Below are 16,672 nucleotides of genomic sequence, written 5' to 3'. Positions count from 1 at the left end.
ACAATGGTCACCAAGAACAGCCGGCCCACCGTCGCCGACATCCGAGCCATGAAGAGCCGCGGGCAAAAGATCTCCATGCTCTACGTCACCTCGCTCGAAGAAGCGGCCGCGGCCGACGCGGCCGGCGTCGACATGCTTTCGATCGAGGGCCGCTTCTTCTCTCCTGAGATGCGCGAGGCCGCCGGCCGCTGCTTCGTGCAGGTAGGGCTTCCCTACGGTCCCGCAGGCAACCTGGTCACGGCGGCGGACTATCTGAAAACCGCCTACCACTTCATGCGCATCGGCGGCGACTGCTTCTACTGTGCCGCCTCGCTCGACATCCAGAAGACGCTCTGTGACAACGCCGTGCCGGTCGTCGCCCATGTCGGCCTGATCCCCTCGCAATGCACCTGGACCGGCGGCTTCAAGGCCGTCGGCAGGACGGCCGAGAGCGCGCGTGCGGTGTGGGACCACGTCAAGCGCCTTGAAACCATCGGTTGCTTCGGCGCCGAGCTGGAAGTGGTGCCGGACCGGATTGCCGAACTGATCACCAAGAGCACGCCGATGATCATGCTTGGCATGGGCGCCGGACCGCATGCCGATGCGCAGTACCTGTTCAGCGAGGACGTGCTTGGCCACACCTCAGGCCACAAGCCGCGCCACGCCAAGACTTACCGCAACTTCGCCGCCGAGTATGAGCGGCTGCAGCGGGAACGCATCGCCGCCTATCGCGAGTTCATCTCAGACGTGCAGACGGGCGCCTACCCCGAGCCGCAGCATGTCGTCGCGATCGCCGACGAAGAGCTGGCGGCGTTCAGGGCTCCGCTTGGCCTCTGACGGATGCCCCGGCCCCGAAATCGCAGGCTGTGGGCACCGGCATGCATGAAAGGAGCGACGGCTGGCCGTCGCTCCCCCGACAAGCTCAGAAGATCGCGTTCGTGACCGCCTTGACCGGGCCGAGCAGCACCGATCCGTCCGGCACGCCGGCGTCGATCGGGATGGCCTTGCGGTTCGCCGTCGCTGCCGCCGCCGCCATCGGCTGGCTGGCGTCGCTGGTCACGATGACGGGGGTTTTCGACGGCACGCGGTCGTATAGGTCGATGATGTCCTGGTTCATCAGGCGAACGCAGCCGGATGAGACCGACTTGCCGATCGACTTCCATTCCGGCGAGCCGTGCAGGCGGTAAAGCGTGTCCACATTGCCCTGGAAGAGATAGAGCGCGCGGGCGCCGAGCGGGTTCTTCAGCCCGCCGGGCATGCCGCCATTGTCGGCGCTGTATGGCTTCAATTCCGGCTGCCGGGCGATCATTTCATCCGGCGGCGTCCATTTTGGCCATTTCTGCTTCCACTGTACGACAGCGTCGCCCGACCATTCGAAGCCGGCCCGGCCGAGACCTACGCCATAGCGGATCGCCTGGCCGCCCGGACGAACCAGATAGAGGAAATGGCCCGTCGTATCGACGACGATCGTTCCCGGCTTCTGACCGGTCGGGTCGGGAACGATCTGGCGCAGGAACTGCGGATCGATCCTGTCGAAGGGGATGGGCGGGAGGTCGAATCCGCCATCGCTGACGGCCGCGTACATCGACGCATAATCGGCAAGCGGGGGCTCGACATAGGTCGGCGGCGGTGGCTCCACCGGTCCCGGCCCGGTGGTCGCGCATGCGGAAACCGCGATCGATGCGGCGCCCAATGCTGCGGCGTTGAGAAAGCCGCGACGGCTCAGGCGATAGGATTCGATTTCGGTTGTGGACATGGCTGCCTTCTTTAGGACTCAAATCGCAACAAAGCGTCAATACGCCGACGACCGTTGCAGGTGCCTGACAACACCTGGGGCGATAGGCGGTTCCGATTCTGGCCCGAACGTGGACAAACAAAGGCGAAGCTGTGACTGCGCCGCAACTGTGGCGCCAGGGCCACAGGTCGACAGCTCAGGCGGTGACCAGGGCTTCGAGGGTCGGCAGGATCAGGGCCGGCGGAAAGTCCCGGTATTCCTCGGGTTGGTTGGAGCGGTTGATCCACACCGTGCGGAAGCCGAATTTGGTGGCGCCCGCAATGTCCCAGCGATTGGAGGACTGGAAGGACACAGCGCCGGGATAGAGGCGCCAGCCTGTGGCGACCATGTCGTAGACCGCCGGATCGGTCTTGAAGCGCCGCACCGTATCGACCGAATAGATGTCGTCCAGAACCTGGTCGAGCGCCGCGGATTTGACCGCCGCTTCCAGCATCTCGGGCGAGCCGTTGGAGAGGATCGCCAGCCTGGCTCCTGACGCCTTGAGCGCCTTCAGCACGGCCGGCACTTCCGGGTAGCAATCCAGCCGCCAGTAGGCTTCCAGCAGTTTTGTCCTGAGGCCGGGATCGGCGGAGGGGACCTTGCGCAAGGCGAAGTCGAGCGCCTGTTCGGTCAGCTGCCAGAAGTCCGCATAGGCGCCCATCAGCGTGCGCACCCAGGAATATTCGAGCTGCTTGGCGCGCCAGATCTCGGACAGCAACTGGCCCTCCGGACCGATCTGGTCGGCATGGCGGCGCACGGCGGCGTGCACGTCGAACAGCGTGCCGTAGGCGTCGAAAACATAGGCGGCGTATTGCATGGCGACAGTTTTGAGGCGAGGCGGGGCAAGGTGCAAGCCTTGATTGCATCGCACCACCGCTGGCCTCAACAAAACTCCCCGATGCCGGTTGACGGCCACGGCCAAGCATCATCCAATGTTGTCACACAAGATTGATCGGAACGGGACAACGCGATGACACTGGCGGCAGCGGCGCAATCCGCGACATGGACTTTCGTCGACGGCGACTGGTACGAGGGCAATGTCGCAATTCTGGGTCCGCGCAGCCACGCCATGTGGCTTGGCACCAGCGTCTTCGACGGAGCGCGCTGGTTCGAGGGCGTGGCGCCCGACCTCGACCTGCATGCCAGGCGGGTCAATGCCTCGGCGATCGCGCTCGGCCTCAAGCCGAACATGTCGCCTGAACAGATCGTCGGGCTGACCTGGGACGGATTGAAGAAGTTCGATGGCAAGACCGCGGTCTATGTCAGGCCGATGTACTGGGCAGAGCATGGCGGCTACATGGGCGTGCCGGCCGATCCCGCTTCGACCCGTTTTTGCCTCTGCCTCTATGAATCGCCGATGATTTCGCCGACCGGCTTTTCGGTGACGGTGTCGCCGTTCCGGCGCCCGACGATCGAGACCATGCCGACCAACGCCAAGGCCGGCTGCCTCTATCCCAACAATGGCCGCGCCATCCTCGAAGCCAAGATGCGCGGCTTCGACAATGCGCTGGTGCTGGACATGCTGGGCAACGTCGCCGAGACGGGAAGCTCCAACATCTTCCTGGTCAAGGATGGCCACGTGCTGACGCCGGCGCCGAACGGCACCTTCCTGTCCGGCATTACACGTTCGCGCACGATGACGCTGCTGGGCGAGTATGGCTTCAAGACGACGGAAAAGACGCTGTCGGTGCGCGATTTCCTCGAAGCGGACGAAATATTCTCGACCGGGAACCATTCCAAGGTGGTGCCGGTCACCCGCATCGAGGATCGCAATCTGCAACCCGGACCGGTGGCCAAGAAGGCGCGCGAGCTTTATTGGGACTGGGCGCATTCGTCGGCATCGGCCGGCTGAGGCGTCGGTTCGGCCTTTTTGTCGCTGCGCGCTTCACCCCAGGAAAACCGTGTGACAGTTTTCCGGAACCCGCTTAGAAAGGGAACCGGCGCTTCACTTCCGGAGTTGTTCCAGCTCAATCCAGTCCTATGTTAGTCCGGTATCGACACCGGATTTTTCCACGAGGGAGTACTACCCATGGCTTTTGAATTGCCCGCTCTGCCTTACGACTATGAGGCTTTGCAGCCTTACATGTCGAAAGAGACGCTGGAGTATCACCACGACAAGCACCACAAGGCCTATGTCGACAACGGCAACAAGCTGGCCGCCGAGGCCGGAATGGGTGATCTGTCGGTCGAAGAGGTGGTCAAGCAGTCGTTCGGCAAGAATGCCGGTCTCTTCAACAATGCCGCGCAGCATTACAACCACATCCATTTCTGGAAGTGGATGAAGAAGGGCGGCGGCGGCAACAAGCTGCCGGGCGCGCTGCAGAAGGCTTTCGACAGCGATCTCGGCGGCTACGACAAGTTCAAGGCCGATTTCATCGCCGCCGGCACGACGCAGTTCGGTTCGGGCTGGGCCTGGGTTTCCGTCAAGGACGGCAAGCTGGCGATCTCGAAGACCCCGAATGGCGAAAACCCGCTCGTCCATGGCGCCTCGCCGATCCTCGGCGTCGACGTCTGGGAGCACTCCTACTACATCGACTATCGCAACGCGCGGCCGAAATATCTCGAGGCCTTCGTCGACAGCCTGATCAACTGGGATCATGTGCTGGAACTCTACGAAAAGGCGAAGTAATCGATCATCAGAAGGCCCCGGCAATCCCGGGGCTTTTTCTTTTCTGTGCCGATATCGGTGGCTGCGAAGGCCCGGAAAAAACCATCCGAGGAGAGGGAATATTCCGTCCGCCGCATCGTTAACGTCGTGTCCCAAATACCTTCATCACGGAGCCAAATGAATGAGAAAGCTTGTCATCGCCATCTCAATGCTCGCCTTCGCCGGTTCGGCGGCCTTTGCCGATCCGGTCCTCGACCGGCAGGCTCTGATGAAGGAGCGTGGAAAGATCGTCGGCGGTTTGGCGAAGGTCGCCAAGGGCGAGGACTCCTTTGATGCCGCTGCCGTGCTGACGCAGTTGCAGGCGCTGCAGGCGAATGCTGAAAAGTTCGATGTCGATACCTTGTTCCCGAAAGGCAGCGATGCCGGCGACACCACGGCGGGGCCGAAAATCTGGGAAGACACGGCCGGCTTCAAGGCCGCCGAGGACAAGTATCTGGCCAACGTTAAGGCCGCCGTCGCGGCGGCTCCCGCTGATGTCGACGCGCTGAAGGCGCAGGTCGGCGCCATCGGTTCGGACTGCGGCACCTGCCATCAGGGCTACAGGATCAAGAAAAGCTGATTGCCTGACATGGCATGGCTGAAGAAGCTCGTCGGCGCGACCCTCATCCTGGGTGGCGCTGGCGCGGCCGCTGGTTGGCTGCTGTCGGCGCCGGTCAGGCTCGATGCCGCGGCGCTGGCGCAGCTTGGGCCGGGCGACGCGACCAAGGGCAAACGCATTTTCTATGCTGGCGGCTGCTCGTCCTGCCACGCCAAGCCGGGTTCGCAGGGCGATGCCCGGCTTCAACTGGTCGGCGGCCTCCAACTCAAGACGCAGTTTGGCACCTTTGTTCCGCCCAACATTTCGCAAGACCCCAAGGACGGCATCGGTGCGTGGTCGGTCGAGGATCTCGCCAATGCCATGCTCAAGGGTGTTTCACCATCCGGCCAGCATTTCTATCCGGCCTTCCCCTATGGCTCCTACGCCCGCATGAAGCCGTCGGATATTGCCGATCTCTATGCCTTCCTGAAGACGTTGCCCGCTGTCGCCGGCAAGGCGCCGGACAATTCGCTGGCGTTCCCGTTCAACATCAGGCGTGGCATCGGCCTGTGGAAGCGCCTTTACCTTGCCGACCAGCCTATTGTTGCCTTGGCCGATGGCGCGCCCGATCCGGTGGTGGCTGGCCGCTATCTGGTCGAGGGGCCGGGCCATTGCGGCGAGTGCCACACGCCGCGCGACTTCGCCGGCGGGATGAAGAAAGGCGAGTGGCTGGCGGGTGCCGTGGCAGCAGAAGGCCCAGGCGTCGTGCCCAACATCACATCGGGCAAGGGCGGCATCGCCAACTGGTCGGAAGCCGACATAGCCAACTACCTCGAAACCGGTTTCACACCCAATTTCGATTCCGTCGGCGGCGCGATGGTCGACGTGCAGCGCAATATGGCCGAGCTGACAGCAGGGGACCGCGCCGCGATCGCCGCCTATCTCAAGGCCGTACCGCCGCACCCCAACGGTTATCCGGCCCGCAAACCGGCAAGCTGAATTCCGCCTTTTGGCAAATCCAGGAAAAGTGTGAGCGGTTTTCCCGGGAAAAGCGTATAGCGCGCTTTCCCTTGGGAATTGCGGCAAAACAAAGAGTTAGAGTGGTTCACCGTTTCCATGAAACGGTGAAAGGCTCTAGAGGTGCCGGTCGCCGAGGAAGTCGAAGCCCGTCTCGAAGAAATGATTGTAGTTGCAGGTCAGTTCTTCCCCGGGTGCGATGTCGCGCAGCGCAAAGGTTTCCTCGGGCGAGGAGACATCGCAATTCGGCTCGTCGTCATGGTTCATGTAGCGGGCGTCGTCGGCTTCGAAGACGATGTAGGCCGGATCGCGCCGGTCCGGGTAGGAATAGCGGTCAAGATAGCTTTTCACCGGCCCGGTTTCGCCCTCATAGGTCTCGACGTCGATGATCCGGTCGAAGCGGGGGTCGAGCTTCCAGATCAGCGCACCCTTGGGGATGTGGTGCTTGGCAAAGACGCCGATGCCCTGGATCGGCGATTTGTCGAGATAGACGTCGACGAGCAGCATAATGGACCCTTGTGCGAGTACGGGCTTCATCGCCCGGGAAAGCCGTGCCTTGGGTAACGCGCGACTGTCGCAATTGCGAGTGGAAATGAGCAATGCGGAATTCAAAAAGTCATGATCGCCAAATCCAAAAGTGAACGTGCTGTCCCGAGCCCTCAGCGTTGCTGCAAGGCCAGGCGGACGCCCAGGGCGCAGTAGATGCCGCCGACAACCTTGCCCTGCCATTTCATCACGGTCTGATTTCGGCGCAGGAAAGAGCCCAGGCGGCCGGCGCTCACGGCAAAGACGACCGTGCTGAAAAGACCGAGCACGACGAAGACAATGCCCAATACGGCCAACTGAAGCATCACCGTGCCGTTTTCGGGCCGCACGAACTGAGGCAGGAAGGCCAGGAAAAACAGCGCGGTCTTGGGATTGAGCACTTCGGTCAGGACGGCCTGCCGAAACGCCTTGCCGGCGGAGATGGCGAGCGCGCCGGCCGAGGGTTCGGTCGGCGTTTTCTCGATGATGGCGCGAATGCCAAGGTAAACGAGGTAGGCCGCGCCGATATATTTTACGATGCTGAACAGCGTCGCCGACGTGGCGATGATCGCCGAGATGCCGACCATCGCCATGACGGTGTGAAATATGTCGCCGGCCGCGATCCCGGCGCCGGTCGCAATCCCGACCTTCGTTCCAGAACTCGTTGCCCGGGCGATCGTCAACAGCGTGGCCGGACCCGGGATAAAGACAAAGCCGAGCACGACGGCGATATAGGCAATCAACGTGGACAGATCGATCATTTAAGGGTCTCCTCGACAAGCTGCGCCTTTCCCGTCACCTTCAGCGCGAAGGAATAAGTATAAGCGATCTCTTCCAGGCGTGAGAACCGGCCAGACGCGCCGGCATGGCCGGAATCCATGTTGATCTTGAACAGCACCGGATTGTCACCGCTCTTGCGGTCGCGCAAGCGCGCCACCCATTTGGCCGGTTCCCAATAGGTGACGCGCGGATCGGTGAGACCAGCGAGCGCCAGGATCGGCGGATAGTCGAGGGCCGCGACATTATCGTAGGGCGAGTAGGCTGCGATGGTCCGGTAGTCGTCGGCCGACGCGATCGGATTGCCCCATTCCGGCCATTCCGGCGGCGTCAGCGGCAGGGTCGCGTCGAGCATGGTGGTGAGCACGTCGACGAAGGGAACCTCGGCGACGATGCCGCCAAAGCAGTCCGGCGCCATGTTGGCAATGGCGCCCATCAGCATGCCGCCGGCCGAACCGCCTTGCGCGACCATGCGGTCATGCGCGGAATAACGCTCGGCAACGAGATGGCGCGCGCAGGCGATGAAATCCGTGAAGGTGTTCATCTTGTGCGCCCGCTTGCCGTCATCGTACCAGCCGTAGCCCTTGTCCTTGCCACCGCGGACATGGGCGATGGCGTAGACGAAGCCGCGGTCGACCAGCGACAGGCAGTTGGTGTTGAAGGCCGCCGGCACGGTGATGCCGTAGGAGCCGTAGCCGTAAAGCAGGCAAGGTGCCGATCCATCGAGCGGCGTGTCGCGATGATGCAGAAGCGAGATCGGCACCAGTTCGCCATCGGCGGCGGGCGCCATCAGTCGTCTGGTGACATAGTGGTCCGCATCATGACCGGATGGCACCTCCTGGGTCTTGAGCAAGACCCGCTCGCGGGTGCGCATATTGTAGTCGAACACCTGCGCCGGCGTCGTCATCGACGAATAGGAAAAGCGCATGATCTCGGTGTCGTATTCATAGGAGCCCGACAGGCCGAGCGAAAAAGCCTCCTCATCGAGAGACAGGAGATGCTCTTCGCCGCTGGCGCGGTCGCGCACGACGATGCGCGGCAGGCCCTCCTTGCGCTCAAGCCGGACCATATGGTCCTTGAAGCCGATCACCGACAGGATCAGCCGGCCCGGTTCATGCGGCACCAGTTCCCGCCAGTTGGCGCGGACCGGATCGCCTGCCGGCGCCGTCATGATCTTGAAGTCCTTGGCGCCGTCCGCATTGGTCAGGATGAAGAAGATGTCGCCGCCTTCCTCCAGCTCATATTGAAGGCCGGTCTCGCGTGCTGAAACCAGCCTGGGTTCGGCAAACGGATCGCTGGCGCTCAACAGGCGATATTCCGAGGTCTCGTGATCGTTGATGCCGATCATGATCCATTGGTTGTCGCGGGTGCCGTCGACATTCATGAAGAAGCCGGGATCGGTTTCCTCATAGATCAGGCGGTCGGTCTCAGGGTCCTGTCCAAGCGCGTGGAACAGCACCTTCGAGGGCCGGTGATTGGGGTCGAGACGCGTGTAGAAAAACCCGTCATTGCCTGCGTCCCACACGCCCGAGCCGCCTGTGGCGGGAATCTGGTCCGCGAGTTCATTGCCATCGGCAAGGTCGCGAACGCGCAGCGTGTAGAACTCGGAGCCCTTGTCGTCGAAGGCCCACAACAGCTTGCGGTGATCGGCCGAATGGTCGACGCCGCCGAGCCGGAAATAGGCCTTGCCTTCCGCCTCGAGGTCGCCGTCGAGCAGGATCTGCTCGCTTCCGCCGTCGCGCGGCATGCGGAAATAGCGTGGCTGCTCGCCGCCGAGCTTGAAGGAAGACCCATAGGCGTAAGGCCCGTCCTTCATCGGAACCGAGGAATCGTCTTCCTTGATGCGGCCCTTCATCTCCTTGAAAAGCTGCTTCCGCAGGTCCGATGTGTCGGCCATCAGCTTCGACTGATAGGCATTCTCGGCTTCGAGTTCGGCGCGGATGCCCGCATCGAGCAAGGAGGGATCCCGAAACATCTCCTGCCAGTTGTCGGCCCGCAGCCAGGCATATTCATCGGTTCGCGTGATGCCGTGATGCGTGTCGAAGACCGGCCGCTTCTGCGGCGTCGGCGGGCTGGCGATCGGAAATCGGGAAGTCTTGGTCATTGCGTCTCGCTTGGGAACTTCTTGAATGATGAATGAACACGCCGATCAGGGTGGGTTCAAGGGCCGCACCTAGAGGTGATGTCGGCTCCATGAGAATGGGCCGGGAGGAAAGATGATGACTATTCGATCTCGGATTGCAGCAGCCTTCGCCGTTGCTTCGCTGGCTCTGGTCTTTGCCGGCCAGTCTCATGCGACCGTATTCGCGGCTTGGCAAGTGGCCAATGTACCGTTCGGCGACACGCTCAACTTGCGCAAATATCCGTCCGCCACATCCCAGAAGCAGGCCGCATACCCGAACGGGACGGTCCTGCAGATGACCGGACGATGTACCGGCGGCGTCAACCTGCTCGACATCGCCAGTCAACCGGCATGGAAGCAACGGCAGACGGTTCGCTTTCGCTGGTGCGAAGTCTGGCACGACCCGGCCAAGAACGGTGAGTTCGTCACCGGCTGGGCCTATGGCAAGTACATCACCCCGTATTGATCATCGGCCGTCGATCAATCGTGATGCCGCCGGCGGGACATGCCGCCTGGTTGTCCGCAAAAAGATTGAGCGGCAACCTGCGGTTTTGTGGACAGATGTGAACAACCAAGATTGACGGCGTCCTGGCAAAGCAAAGCAGAGCATTGACACTTGTTTTGTGAGTTATCGCGAATGTAACGATCAGCTGACGTAACGTCAGGCGATGTCGGTTTGGCGAGAGAAATATCGAAAAATTACGTGATGCACGAAAGATTGAAGCTGTTTGGCGAATAGTTGATCAACTTTCCTAAATATTATGCAAAGGGCGAATTGACTTACTTGCTCCATGGTCGCATTGATGTGCCCGCGACACGAATCGTGGAAACTCTATCTGCTCAAAATTCGTGCGATGCCCTGCCTGTAAAAAAGGGCATATCGACGTAACTCTTGTTGGGGCCTGAAAACCATGGATATTGTCGAAACACCTTCCAGAAACAACGATGCGCTGATCGAGCTGACCGCCGATGTGGTGGCCGCCTATGTCAGCAACAACCCGGTGCCGGTCGGCGAATTGCCGAGCCTCATATCCGATGTCCATGCCGCTCTCGGGCGCGTGGGCGGAACCGCCGAACTGCCTCCTGCCGACAAGCAGAAGCCGGCTGTCAACCCGAAGCGTTCGGTTCATGACGACTACATTGTCTGTCTTGAAGACGGCAAGAAGTTCAAGTCGCTCAAGCGTCACCTGATGACCCACTATGATCTGACGCCGGACCAGTACCGCGAAAAGTGGAATCTCGACCCGAGCTATCCGATGGTTGCTCCGAACTATGCGGCAGCTCGCTCGCAGCTCGCCAAGAAGATGGGCCTCGGCCGCAAGCGCAAGGCGCGGTAATCGCTGCTTCGCCAGGTCGAACCGACATTGACGGCGCCTTCGGGCGCCGTTTGATTTTGGGAACAGGATTGCCGGCTGACCGGAGCGGCGTCAGGCGGTCTGCTTGAGCGCCATCTCGGCATCGCGCTTGATGCGCTTGACCATCGAGCGCAGGCCATTGGCGCGCTGCGGCGACAGATGCTCGTCCAGGCCGAGTGCCTTCAGCGTCGCTTCCGCATCGGTTTTCTGGATTTCGCTGGCCGTCCTTCCGGAAAACAGCGCCAGCATGATCGCGACCAGCCCGCGCACGATATGGGCGTCCGAATCCCCCGTGAAGGTGATGACCGGATCGCTGCCCGGTCCTTGTTCGGTGGTCAGCCAGACCTGGCTGACGCAACCCGGCACCTTGTTGGCGGCATTGCGCTCTTCATCAGGAAAGGGCGGCAGCGCCTCGCCGAGCTCGATGACGTAGCGATAGCGGTCCTCCCATTCGTCAAGGAAGGAGAAGTCGTCGCGGATCGTCTGGATCGTGGTCGTCATGACCCGGATATAGTCACGCGGCAGCCCCGCGTCACGGAAAAAACAAGGACACCGCGGGCGTCGAGAGGGCAGACTGCCCGCGGTGCGCCGTCGAGACGGCTTAATTCTTGACCGGCAGGTTGACGGTCTCGGGCAGGACGATCTCTTCCGCCACGCTGCCCGTCATTGTCGAAGTGTCGGGGCCGGTGGACTTGTCGTCCAGCATGGCGGCCGCGATCTTGGCGGTTTCCTTGGCGCGGGCGGTGATGGTGTGCATCGCCGACTTGCCGGTCTCACAGACATCGGGCTTGCGCTCGCAGATGCCGGCAATGTCGCCCACCGCGTCACGTGCCGCGAACAGGGCCTGGATCGGCCCGACGCTTTCCTGCCCCGGCTCGTCGGAACCGACACTCAGCGGCAGCGCCAAAAGCACCAGTGAAAACCAGAAAGCCATTCTTATCAGGAAGAACATGCCTTGCCTCTCGTCGTGACCGGATCATGCATCATGGCATGACCTCTTTTATGGGCAGGATGTTGGCACACAGGCACAAAGGACGGCTTGCGTGCACAGCGACAATTTTCCTCAAATTTTAGGCAAATTCGAAACGAAGCGTTTTGCCATGGATTTGTTTCATATCGGGACGATTTTCGTTACCTCTTGATAACCATCTATTTGGTTGTTTCCATTGAAATTTCCTGGAATTCGCTCGGGTCTCTCCCAATCCATGATCCACTGACGGCAAGCGTTCGCAGATAACCCTCCATTTACTATGGCGGCATTTGCCCGGGTTTTCGGCAGCAAGCATCCCGATATTTGCCACAGGCCGGGCTTTGGTCGGCCCTGCCTTATCCATTCCTTAAACGCTGGATGAGAGTTTCGGAGCCAACCAAAACAATCTGCAAAAGCAGAGCTGTTCACGATGAGTGCGAGTGCGTTGAGTTGATGCCGATCAAGGCCAGATACGCTGAATTGCCTGGCGCGATTGCCGCCGGTTGCGAACGTATGGTCCATCCCTCCATTCTTGGGCAGAGCGGCCGCGAGCGCCAGCGCCGTTTCATCGGCGTCATGCTGGCGGCGCCATTCTTTGCCGCCGGTGCCGCGGTCACGCTGGTCACGTCAGGCATGGGCGCCGCTGTGACCATGGCCGCCATTTTCGCTGCCTTCGGTCTGTGCTGGTTCGTCGCCTTGCTGGTGGCGGCGACCGGCAAGATGGCCGCGGCCGCCCCAATCGCCTTGGCGATGGCGGCTGTTGCCCTTGGCGGCCTCATCGCCGCCGCCGGCGGGTTGAGCTCTCCCGTCGCCATGCTTGCCGTGGCGCTGCCCTTCGAAGCCTGGTGGATCGGCGCTTCGCGGCGCGCGGCCCTGTGGGGAGCGGTCTCGGCCATTGCCGCCATTGTCCTTCAGCCTCTGGCAGCGGCCTTCCTGCCCTTCGCGGGCGCGCAGATCGCGGCCTGGCATTGGCTGGTGCCGCTGGCCTGGGCGCTGACGCTGATCCCGCGCCTGTCGGCGTTTCGCGACAGCAGCGGTGCGGCCGATACGCACGAGACCGGCGACCGGCTGGAAGACATCATCGATGCGGTGATCCTGCGGGTCGCCCGCCACGGCGAGGTGCTCGATGCGTCCGCCAGGGCGCGCACGCTTTTGAAATTGCCGCCGGAACTGCTTTCCGGAACCGGCTTCTTCGACCGTGTCCATCTGTCGGACCGTGTCTCCTATCTCAGCGCCCTGGCGGACATGCGCGATGGTGCGGCCTCGCGCCGCCTGGAACTGCGCGTCAGGCTGCCCCAGAACGGCAATGGCCAGAATGACATGCGCCAAAATGACAGTCGCTCGATGGCCGACAACTACCGGCCGTTCCTGCTCGAACTGCTGCGTGGCGAGGAGCAGAGCGATGTCTTCACGCTGGTGCTGCGCGAAAATGACGAGACGGCCCGGCTGCGTGAGGAACTCGCGCAGGCCAATGAGACGGCGGCAGCCGCGGAAGTGGCCAAAGGCCGGTTCCTGGCGGTGGTCAGCCATGAACTGCGCACGCCGCTGAACGCGATCATCGGCTTTTCGGACATGCTGCTGCACGAGATGTTCGGCGCCTTCAAGGATCCGCGCCAGAAGGAATATGTCACTCTGGTGCGGGATTCCGGCCAGCATCTTCTGGCCGTCGTGACATCCATACTCGACGTATCGAGGATCGAAGCGGGCGCCTACACGGCGGACCCGGAGCCGTTCCGGTTCATGGAAGCCGTCGACATGTGCCAGTCGATGATGCGGCTGCAGGCGCAGGCCAAGAACATCGACCTGCAGACGCAGATCGCTCCCGACGCCGGCGACATCAATGCCGATCGCCGCGCCGTGCAGCAGATCCTGATCAATCTCGTCTCCAATGCCATCAAGTTCACGCCTGACGGCGGCGATGTCGTCGTCGGCGCCAAGCGCATCGGTTCGCGCCTGCATTTCTGGGTCAGGGACACCGGCATCGGCATCGCCGAGGAGGAGTTCGCCAATCTCGGCAAGCCCTTCACGCAGATCCAGAACGACTATACGCGCCGTTTCGAGGGGACCGGCCTTGGCCTGTCACTTGTGAAGGGGCTGGTGGCGCTGCACGAAGGCACCATGTCGATCGAAAGCATGCCGGGCGAGGGCACCACGGTGACCATCAGCCTGCCGGTCAACGGGCCGAAGGGGCGCCCGGCGAACGAGGCGGGGGTGCTGACGATGCCGGTGACGAGGGCGAAAGGGGACAGAAATGGCTCGCTCCGCAAAACAGCCTAAGGCGGTCAAACGCCGCGGCAACGCCTTCCAGGACGGCGCAATGGCCGTCGGCGGGATGATTTCGCGCAACCCCGTCCTGGTGGGCGGATCGACGGCATTCCTGGTGACGCTGTTCTATGTCTCGGCGAATGCGCTGTGGTATCAGCCTTTCCCGCATGCCGGGGCGTTCTTCGCCACCCGGCATTTCCAGGGTTTTCCGCACACCACCTCCGATGAGCCGGAGACGACGATCAACATCGTGCGGCCCAATGCGGCGCCCGCCCCGATGAAGGGCGATCCGGTGGTCGAGCAGGTGCAAGGCATATTGAAGGATCTCGACTTCTATTCCGGCACGGTCGACGGCATTTCCGGCCCCAACACGCGCAAGGCCATCCAGGCCTACCAGCAGAAGGTCGGTCTCAACGCTTCCGGTGAGATCGATGCGCTTCTGCTCGATCAGCTTGGCGCAACGCCGAAGACCGCCTCCGTGCCCAGACCGCAGCCGCGGCCGGATACGCAGGCCGCCGTTCCGGTTTCCTTGCAGACAAGTTCCGGGCAGACAAATTCCGGGCAGACGACTGCCGGGCAGGCGGATGCCGGCCCGACCCAGGGACCCGACCCCCGCATCGTCAAGATCCAGGCCGGGCTCAAGGCGTTCGGCAATGACGACATGCAGCTGGATGGTGTCGTCGGTGCGCGCACCAAGGCGGCGATCAAGGAATTCCAGTCGCTGTTCGGCCTGCCGCAGACCGGCGAACCCGACGAGATCGTCTACGTCAAGATGCGCGAAATCGGCCTGACCAACTGATCGGGAAGCGACGGCTCGCCGAGCGGCGGAAATATCGCTAGATAGCCCGCACGGTTTGCGGAGTTTTCATGCGCGTCACATCGGATTTGTGGGTTTCTGCCCTGGTGCGCCGGGTTTTCAGCGCCGGCGGCTTTGCCGCGGTGGTCAACCGTGGCGCGACCGAGGCCGGTGCTGTTTTCGTGCTGACGCGGGGCAGGTTGGGTGACGTCGCCCTCTACGGGCCGGCGCCGCAGACAAGCTATGATTCGGCAAAGCCCGACGACCGCTTTTTCAGCCTTCTCGCCGCCGGTGATGATCCGGCCATGCTCGATGCCCGTCTTGAAAAGGAAAAGAAATTCGATCCCGACATCTGGGTGGTCGAGATCGAGGCCGGCACCGTTCCCGTCGAGGAGCTTATTTCCGTGAAGACGCCCTGAGGGCGGGAGCCGCGGCTTCGTCGCTGTTCGATGCCTTGCGGCTGTCGCTGTTTGCGGGCGAGGCGTCACGAACCATCCTGGAAAGGGCCTCGGCCTTCCATCCTCGCACCCTGTCCAGAGCCACGTCGCGATGCAGCAGGCGGTAGCGGTCGAGATAGGTGCGAATGGCCTGCGGATGCGGGAACAGGCCGGGGTAGATGGCGACCGTGATCAGGAAGGCCCTGTCTTCGCTGAAGTCGAGCGAGCGCAGCGCCGCGAGCAATGAGGCATAGTTCTGGCTGGCGGTCAGCGAGCGCGCGGTCGAGAAATCAATGTCGAGAGCATCCGCAAGCGCGGTCTGGAAGAAAGCGGCGTTTCCCGTCAGCGCCGTCTCGCGCAGTTTGACATAGGTATCCGAGCCGGGGAACGCATCGACCTTCGCCGCCGATGCTTCGTCGCCGGTGCGCATCATGGAGCGCAGCCTGCGCCGCGCATTCTCGGCGGCAATGCCGGGAGACTGTTGGTTCGTCGCGCTCTCTCCGGCCATTTCCGCATTTGCGGTGATCGCGGCTGGCGCCGTGGGGGCTTGCACGTCCGCTTCCCGCACCCGCACCAGTGTCGGCCGTTCGAGCGCCCTGATCAGGTCGGCAATGGTCGGGTTCAGGTCCTTGCGGCGCGCTATGGCGCGCGCATGCGGCAGGCCGTGGCGGCCGATCAGCGCGATCAGGTCGATATCGCTGACGGCGCGCGAGCGGATCAGCAGCGGCGCGGCAATGTCGACCGGTTCCTCGCACAGGCGGCGCACGAGTGCCGCGGGCGCGTATTCGCATTCGGAAAGGGCGGCGGCCACGTATCGTCGCGATTCGACGGACACATCGTCAAACAGCGGCAGCGTCAGGTCTTCGAGCTGGCCGATCTCGCGGCGCGATGGGCGGGTCAGCGAGCAGAACGCCGACACCGCGGCGCGGAACAGCCTTTCGGCCTTGCCCGATTCCGTTCGTATCGCGATTTGCCTGAAGTCCGAAGATGACACGAAGGATACCCGATACTCGACACACAGCCTTGATCACGCTCAACCGGGACTGTGTCGGTTTCGCGATTGCCCCGGTCAGAACCTCCTGACCTCAAGACAAAGATCAAGTTAGCGGTGATCCGTTAGCGCTCCGTTAACCCTCTGCCTGCCTTAATGATATTTGGAGGCGTTGCGTTGTGCTCCGGGGAAACCGAGAGGAATGCGCGAATCATGGGCATGGTACTGTCTTTCGTGCCGCGTGCGGCACCGACCAATCGAACCAAGCAAACCACCGAAATACCGGCGGCGGTGATCATCTTTCCCGGCATCCGCTATGAGCGGTCCGCCACCGGCGAAGCGCGGCCTGCCGGGCCCGACAAGCCGGGATCGCCACGGACACCGGTGCCTCACCACTGAAGCCTTGGTCTGGTCCGTCGGGTTATCGGCCTCGGGCCTTTGACCAAGAGCAATTTCAGGAAAAGTGTGAAGCGGTTTTC

The 16,672-nt window shown here is 62.3% G+C and carries 19 protein-coding genes; 11 read left to right on the top strand and 8 right to left on the bottom strand.

Going from position 1 to position 16,672, the window contains the following annotated elements:
* Nucleotides 1-3: 3 nt before the first annotated feature.
* Nucleotides 4-816: a 3-methyl-2-oxobutanoate hydroxymethyltransferase gene (locus tag JG746_RS25270; protein ID WP_202355193.1), complete on the top strand. Its 813-nt coding sequence runs from the start codon at nucleotides 4-6 to the stop codon at nucleotides 814-816.
* 85 nt (nucleotides 817-901) lie between these two features.
* Here the strand turns inward: JG746_RS25270 and JG746_RS25265 are convergent, their stop codons facing one another.
* Nucleotides 902-1,735, bottom strand: a complete 834-nt coding sequence (locus tag JG746_RS25265; protein ID WP_202355192.1) for a L,D-transpeptidase — start codon at nucleotides 1,733-1,735, stop codon at nucleotides 902-904.
* Between the two features lie 175 nt (nucleotides 1,736-1,910).
* Nucleotides 1,911-2,570 carry a haloacid dehalogenase type II gene (locus JG746_RS25260; RefSeq protein WP_202355191.1) on the bottom strand — a complete coding sequence of 220 codons (660 nt, stop codon included), beginning with the start codon at nucleotides 2,568-2,570 and terminating at the stop codon, nucleotides 1,911-1,913.
* A 153-nt stretch (nucleotides 2,571-2,723) separates the two neighbouring features.
* Here JG746_RS25260 and JG746_RS25255 point away from each other — a divergent pair, with 153 nt between their 5' ends.
* The 4 genes from JG746_RS25255 to JG746_RS25240 all read left to right on the top strand — a co-directional run bounded on the left by JG746_RS25255 (nucleotide 2,724) and on the right by JG746_RS25240 (nucleotide 5,937).
* Nucleotides 2,724-3,605 carry a branched-chain amino acid aminotransferase gene (locus JG746_RS25255; RefSeq protein WP_202355190.1) on the top strand — a complete coding sequence of 294 codons (882 nt, stop codon included), beginning with the start codon at nucleotides 2,724-2,726 and terminating at the stop codon, nucleotides 3,603-3,605.
* A 177-nt stretch (nucleotides 3,606-3,782) separates the two neighbouring features.
* Nucleotides 3,783-4,382 carry a superoxide dismutase gene (locus JG746_RS25250; protein ID WP_095786539.1) on the top strand — a complete coding sequence of 200 codons (600 nt, stop codon included), beginning with the start codon at nucleotides 3,783-3,785 and terminating at the stop codon, nucleotides 4,380-4,382.
* A gap of 160 nt (nucleotides 4,383-4,542) precedes the next feature.
* On the top strand, nucleotides 4,543-4,980 hold the full coding sequence (locus JG746_RS25245; protein ID WP_202355189.1) for a c-type cytochrome: 438 nt from the start codon (nucleotides 4,543-4,545) through the stop codon (nucleotides 4,978-4,980).
* Between the two features lie 9 nt (nucleotides 4,981-4,989).
* Nucleotides 4,990-5,937, top strand: a complete 948-nt coding sequence (locus JG746_RS25240; protein WP_202359463.1) for a cytochrome c — start codon at nucleotides 4,990-4,992, stop codon at nucleotides 5,935-5,937.
* A 135-nt stretch (nucleotides 5,938-6,072) separates the two neighbouring features.
* On the opposite strand, the gene JG746_RS25235 is transcribed toward JG746_RS25240, so the two are convergent.
* The 3 genes from JG746_RS25235 to JG746_RS25225 form a co-directional block, all read right to left on the bottom strand.
* Nucleotides 6,073-6,462: an SET domain-containing protein gene (locus tag JG746_RS25235; protein ID WP_202355188.1), complete on the bottom strand. Its 390-nt coding sequence runs from the start codon at nucleotides 6,460-6,462 to the stop codon at nucleotides 6,073-6,075.
* Between the two features lie 152 nt (nucleotides 6,463-6,614).
* Nucleotides 6,615-7,241: a LysE family translocator gene (locus JG746_RS25230; protein ID WP_202355187.1), complete on the bottom strand. Its 627-nt coding sequence runs from the start codon at nucleotides 7,239-7,241 to the stop codon at nucleotides 6,615-6,617.
* Nucleotides 7,238-9,361, bottom strand: coding sequence for a S9 family peptidase (locus JG746_RS25225; RefSeq protein ID WP_202355186.1), 2,124 nt, complete (start codon nucleotides 9,359-9,361; stop codon nucleotides 7,238-7,240). Before JG746_RS25225 ends, JG746_RS25230 begins: the two co-directional genes overlap by 4 nt.
* A gap of 115 nt (nucleotides 9,362-9,476) precedes the next feature.
* Here JG746_RS25225 and JG746_RS25220 point away from each other — a divergent pair, with 115 nt between their 5' ends.
* Together JG746_RS25220 and JG746_RS25215 are read left to right on the top strand one after the other, a co-directional pair.
* Nucleotides 9,477-9,845, top strand: a complete 369-nt coding sequence (locus JG746_RS25220) for an SH3 domain-containing protein (protein WP_202355185.1) — start codon at nucleotides 9,477-9,479, stop codon at nucleotides 9,843-9,845.
* A gap of 445 nt (nucleotides 9,846-10,290) precedes the next feature.
* Nucleotides 10,291-10,716, top strand: coding sequence for a MucR family transcriptional regulator (locus JG746_RS25215; protein WP_202355184.1), 426 nt, complete (start codon nucleotides 10,291-10,293; stop codon nucleotides 10,714-10,716).
* A 90-nt stretch (nucleotides 10,717-10,806) separates the two neighbouring features.
* On the opposite strand, the gene JG746_RS25210 is transcribed toward JG746_RS25215, so the two are convergent.
* Both JG746_RS25210 and JG746_RS25205 read right to left on the bottom strand, forming a co-directional pair.
* Nucleotides 10,807-11,235, bottom strand: coding sequence for a SufE family protein (locus tag JG746_RS25210; RefSeq protein ID WP_095770788.1), 429 nt, complete (start codon nucleotides 11,233-11,235; stop codon nucleotides 10,807-10,809).
* Nucleotides 11,236-11,335: 100 nt separating this feature from the next.
* Nucleotides 11,336-11,686 (bottom strand): DUF5330 domain-containing protein, encoded by a 351-nt coding sequence (locus tag JG746_RS25205; RefSeq protein WP_095791376.1) that lies wholly within the window; start codon nucleotides 11,684-11,686, stop codon nucleotides 11,336-11,338.
* A 531-nt stretch (nucleotides 11,687-12,217) separates the two neighbouring features.
* On the opposite strand from JG746_RS25205, the gene JG746_RS25200 reads away from it, so the two are divergent.
* From JG746_RS25200 to JG746_RS25190, 3 genes are all read left to right on the top strand, one after another.
* The gene (locus JG746_RS25200) at nucleotides 12,218-13,981 is read left to right on the top strand and encodes a sensor histidine kinase (RefSeq protein WP_202359462.1); all 1,764 of its coding nucleotides are present in this window, start codon (nucleotides 12,218-12,220) and stop codon (nucleotides 13,979-13,981) included.
* On the top strand, nucleotides 13,956-14,768 hold the full coding sequence (locus JG746_RS25195) for a peptidoglycan-binding domain-containing protein (protein WP_202355183.1): 813 nt from the start codon (nucleotides 13,956-13,958) through the stop codon (nucleotides 14,766-14,768). The genes JG746_RS25200 and JG746_RS25195 overlap by 26 nt, the downstream gene beginning before the upstream one ends.
* A 68-nt stretch (nucleotides 14,769-14,836) precedes the next feature.
* Nucleotides 14,837-15,184 carry a DUF1491 family protein gene (locus JG746_RS25190; protein WP_202355182.1) on the top strand — a complete coding sequence of 116 codons (348 nt, stop codon included), beginning with the start codon at nucleotides 14,837-14,839 and terminating at the stop codon, nucleotides 15,182-15,184.
* Here the strand turns inward: JG746_RS25190 and JG746_RS25185 are convergent.
* A complete protein-coding gene (locus JG746_RS25185; protein ID WP_202355181.1) occupies nucleotides 15,162-16,196 on the bottom strand; it encodes a hypothetical protein in 1,035 nt (344 codons plus the stop codon). The genes JG746_RS25190 and JG746_RS25185 overlap by 23 nt on opposite strands.
* Before the next feature lie 210 nt (nucleotides 16,197-16,406).
* Between JG746_RS25185 and JG746_RS25180 the strand changes: the two genes are divergently transcribed.
* Entirely contained in the window at nucleotides 16,407-16,592 is a 186-nt protein-coding gene (locus tag JG746_RS25180) for a hypothetical protein (RefSeq protein ID WP_244730439.1), read from the top strand.
* Nucleotides 16,593-16,672: the final 80 nt, after the last annotated feature.

Origin of the sequence: Mesorhizobium sp. 113-3-3, from assembly GCF_016756495.1 — a bacterium.
Lineage (GTDB): Bacteria > Pseudomonadota > Alphaproteobacteria > Rhizobiales > Rhizobiaceae > Mesorhizobium.
Note: the sequence above shows the minus strand (reverse complement) of the source record. Positions and strands in the feature narration are given on the sequence as shown.

Excerpts from the sequence above, each read along its gene's own strand:
- JG746_RS25255 (WP_202355190.1), top strand. The coding sequence starts at position 2,724 with ATGACACTGGCGGCAGCGGCGCAATCCGCGACATGGACTTTCGTCGAC.
- JG746_RS25180 (WP_244730439.1), top strand. The coding sequence starts at position 16,407 with ATGGGCATGGTACTGTCTTTCGTGCCGCGTGCGGCACCGACCAATCGA.
- JG746_RS25205 (WP_095791376.1), bottom strand. The coding sequence starts at position 11,686 with ATGTTCTTCCTGATAAGAATGGCTTTCTGGTTTTCACTGGTGCTTTTG.
- JG746_RS25245 (WP_202355189.1), top strand. The coding sequence starts at position 4,543 with ATGAGAAAGCTTGTCATCGCCATCTCAATGCTCGCCTTCGCCGGTTCG.
- JG746_RS25265 (WP_202355192.1), bottom strand. The coding sequence starts at position 1,735 with ATGTCCACAACCGAAATCGAATCCTATCGCCTGAGCCGTCGCGGCTTT.
- JG746_RS25250 (WP_095786539.1), top strand. The coding sequence starts at position 3,783 with ATGGCTTTTGAATTGCCCGCTCTGCCTTACGACTATGAGGCTTTGCAG.
- JG746_RS25220 (WP_202355185.1), top strand. The coding sequence starts at position 9,477 with ATGACTATTCGATCTCGGATTGCAGCAGCCTTCGCCGTTGCTTCGCTG.
- JG746_RS25210 (WP_095770788.1), bottom strand. The coding sequence starts at position 11,235 with ATGACGACCACGATCCAGACGATCCGCGACGACTTCTCCTTCCTTGAC.
- JG746_RS25260 (WP_202355191.1), bottom strand. The coding sequence starts at position 2,570 with ATGCAATACGCCGCCTATGTTTTCGACGCCTACGGCACGCTGTTCGAC.
- JG746_RS25240 (WP_202359463.1), top strand. The coding sequence starts at position 4,990 with ATGGCATGGCTGAAGAAGCTCGTCGGCGCGACCCTCATCCTGGGTGGC.
- JG746_RS25225 (WP_202355186.1), bottom strand. The coding sequence starts at position 9,361 with ATGACCAAGACTTCCCGATTTCCGATCGCCAGCCCGCCGACGCCGCAG.
- JG746_RS25195 (WP_202355183.1), top strand. The coding sequence starts at position 13,956 with ATGGCTCGCTCCGCAAAACAGCCTAAGGCGGTCAAACGCCGCGGCAAC.
- JG746_RS25200 (WP_202359462.1), top strand. The coding sequence starts at position 12,218 with ATGGTCCATCCCTCCATTCTTGGGCAGAGCGGCCGCGAGCGCCAGCGC.
- JG746_RS25270 (WP_202355193.1), top strand. The coding sequence starts at position 4 with ATGGTCACCAAGAACAGCCGGCCCACCGTCGCCGACATCCGAGCCATG.
- JG746_RS25235 (WP_202355188.1), bottom strand. The coding sequence starts at position 6,462 with ATGCTGCTCGTCGACGTCTATCTCGACAAATCGCCGATCCAGGGCATC.
- JG746_RS25230 (WP_202355187.1), bottom strand. The coding sequence starts at position 7,241 with ATGATCGATCTGTCCACGTTGATTGCCTATATCGCCGTCGTGCTCGGC.
- JG746_RS25190 (WP_202355182.1), top strand. The coding sequence starts at position 14,837 with ATGCGCGTCACATCGGATTTGTGGGTTTCTGCCCTGGTGCGCCGGGTT.
- JG746_RS25215 (WP_202355184.1), top strand. The coding sequence starts at position 10,291 with ATGGATATTGTCGAAACACCTTCCAGAAACAACGATGCGCTGATCGAG.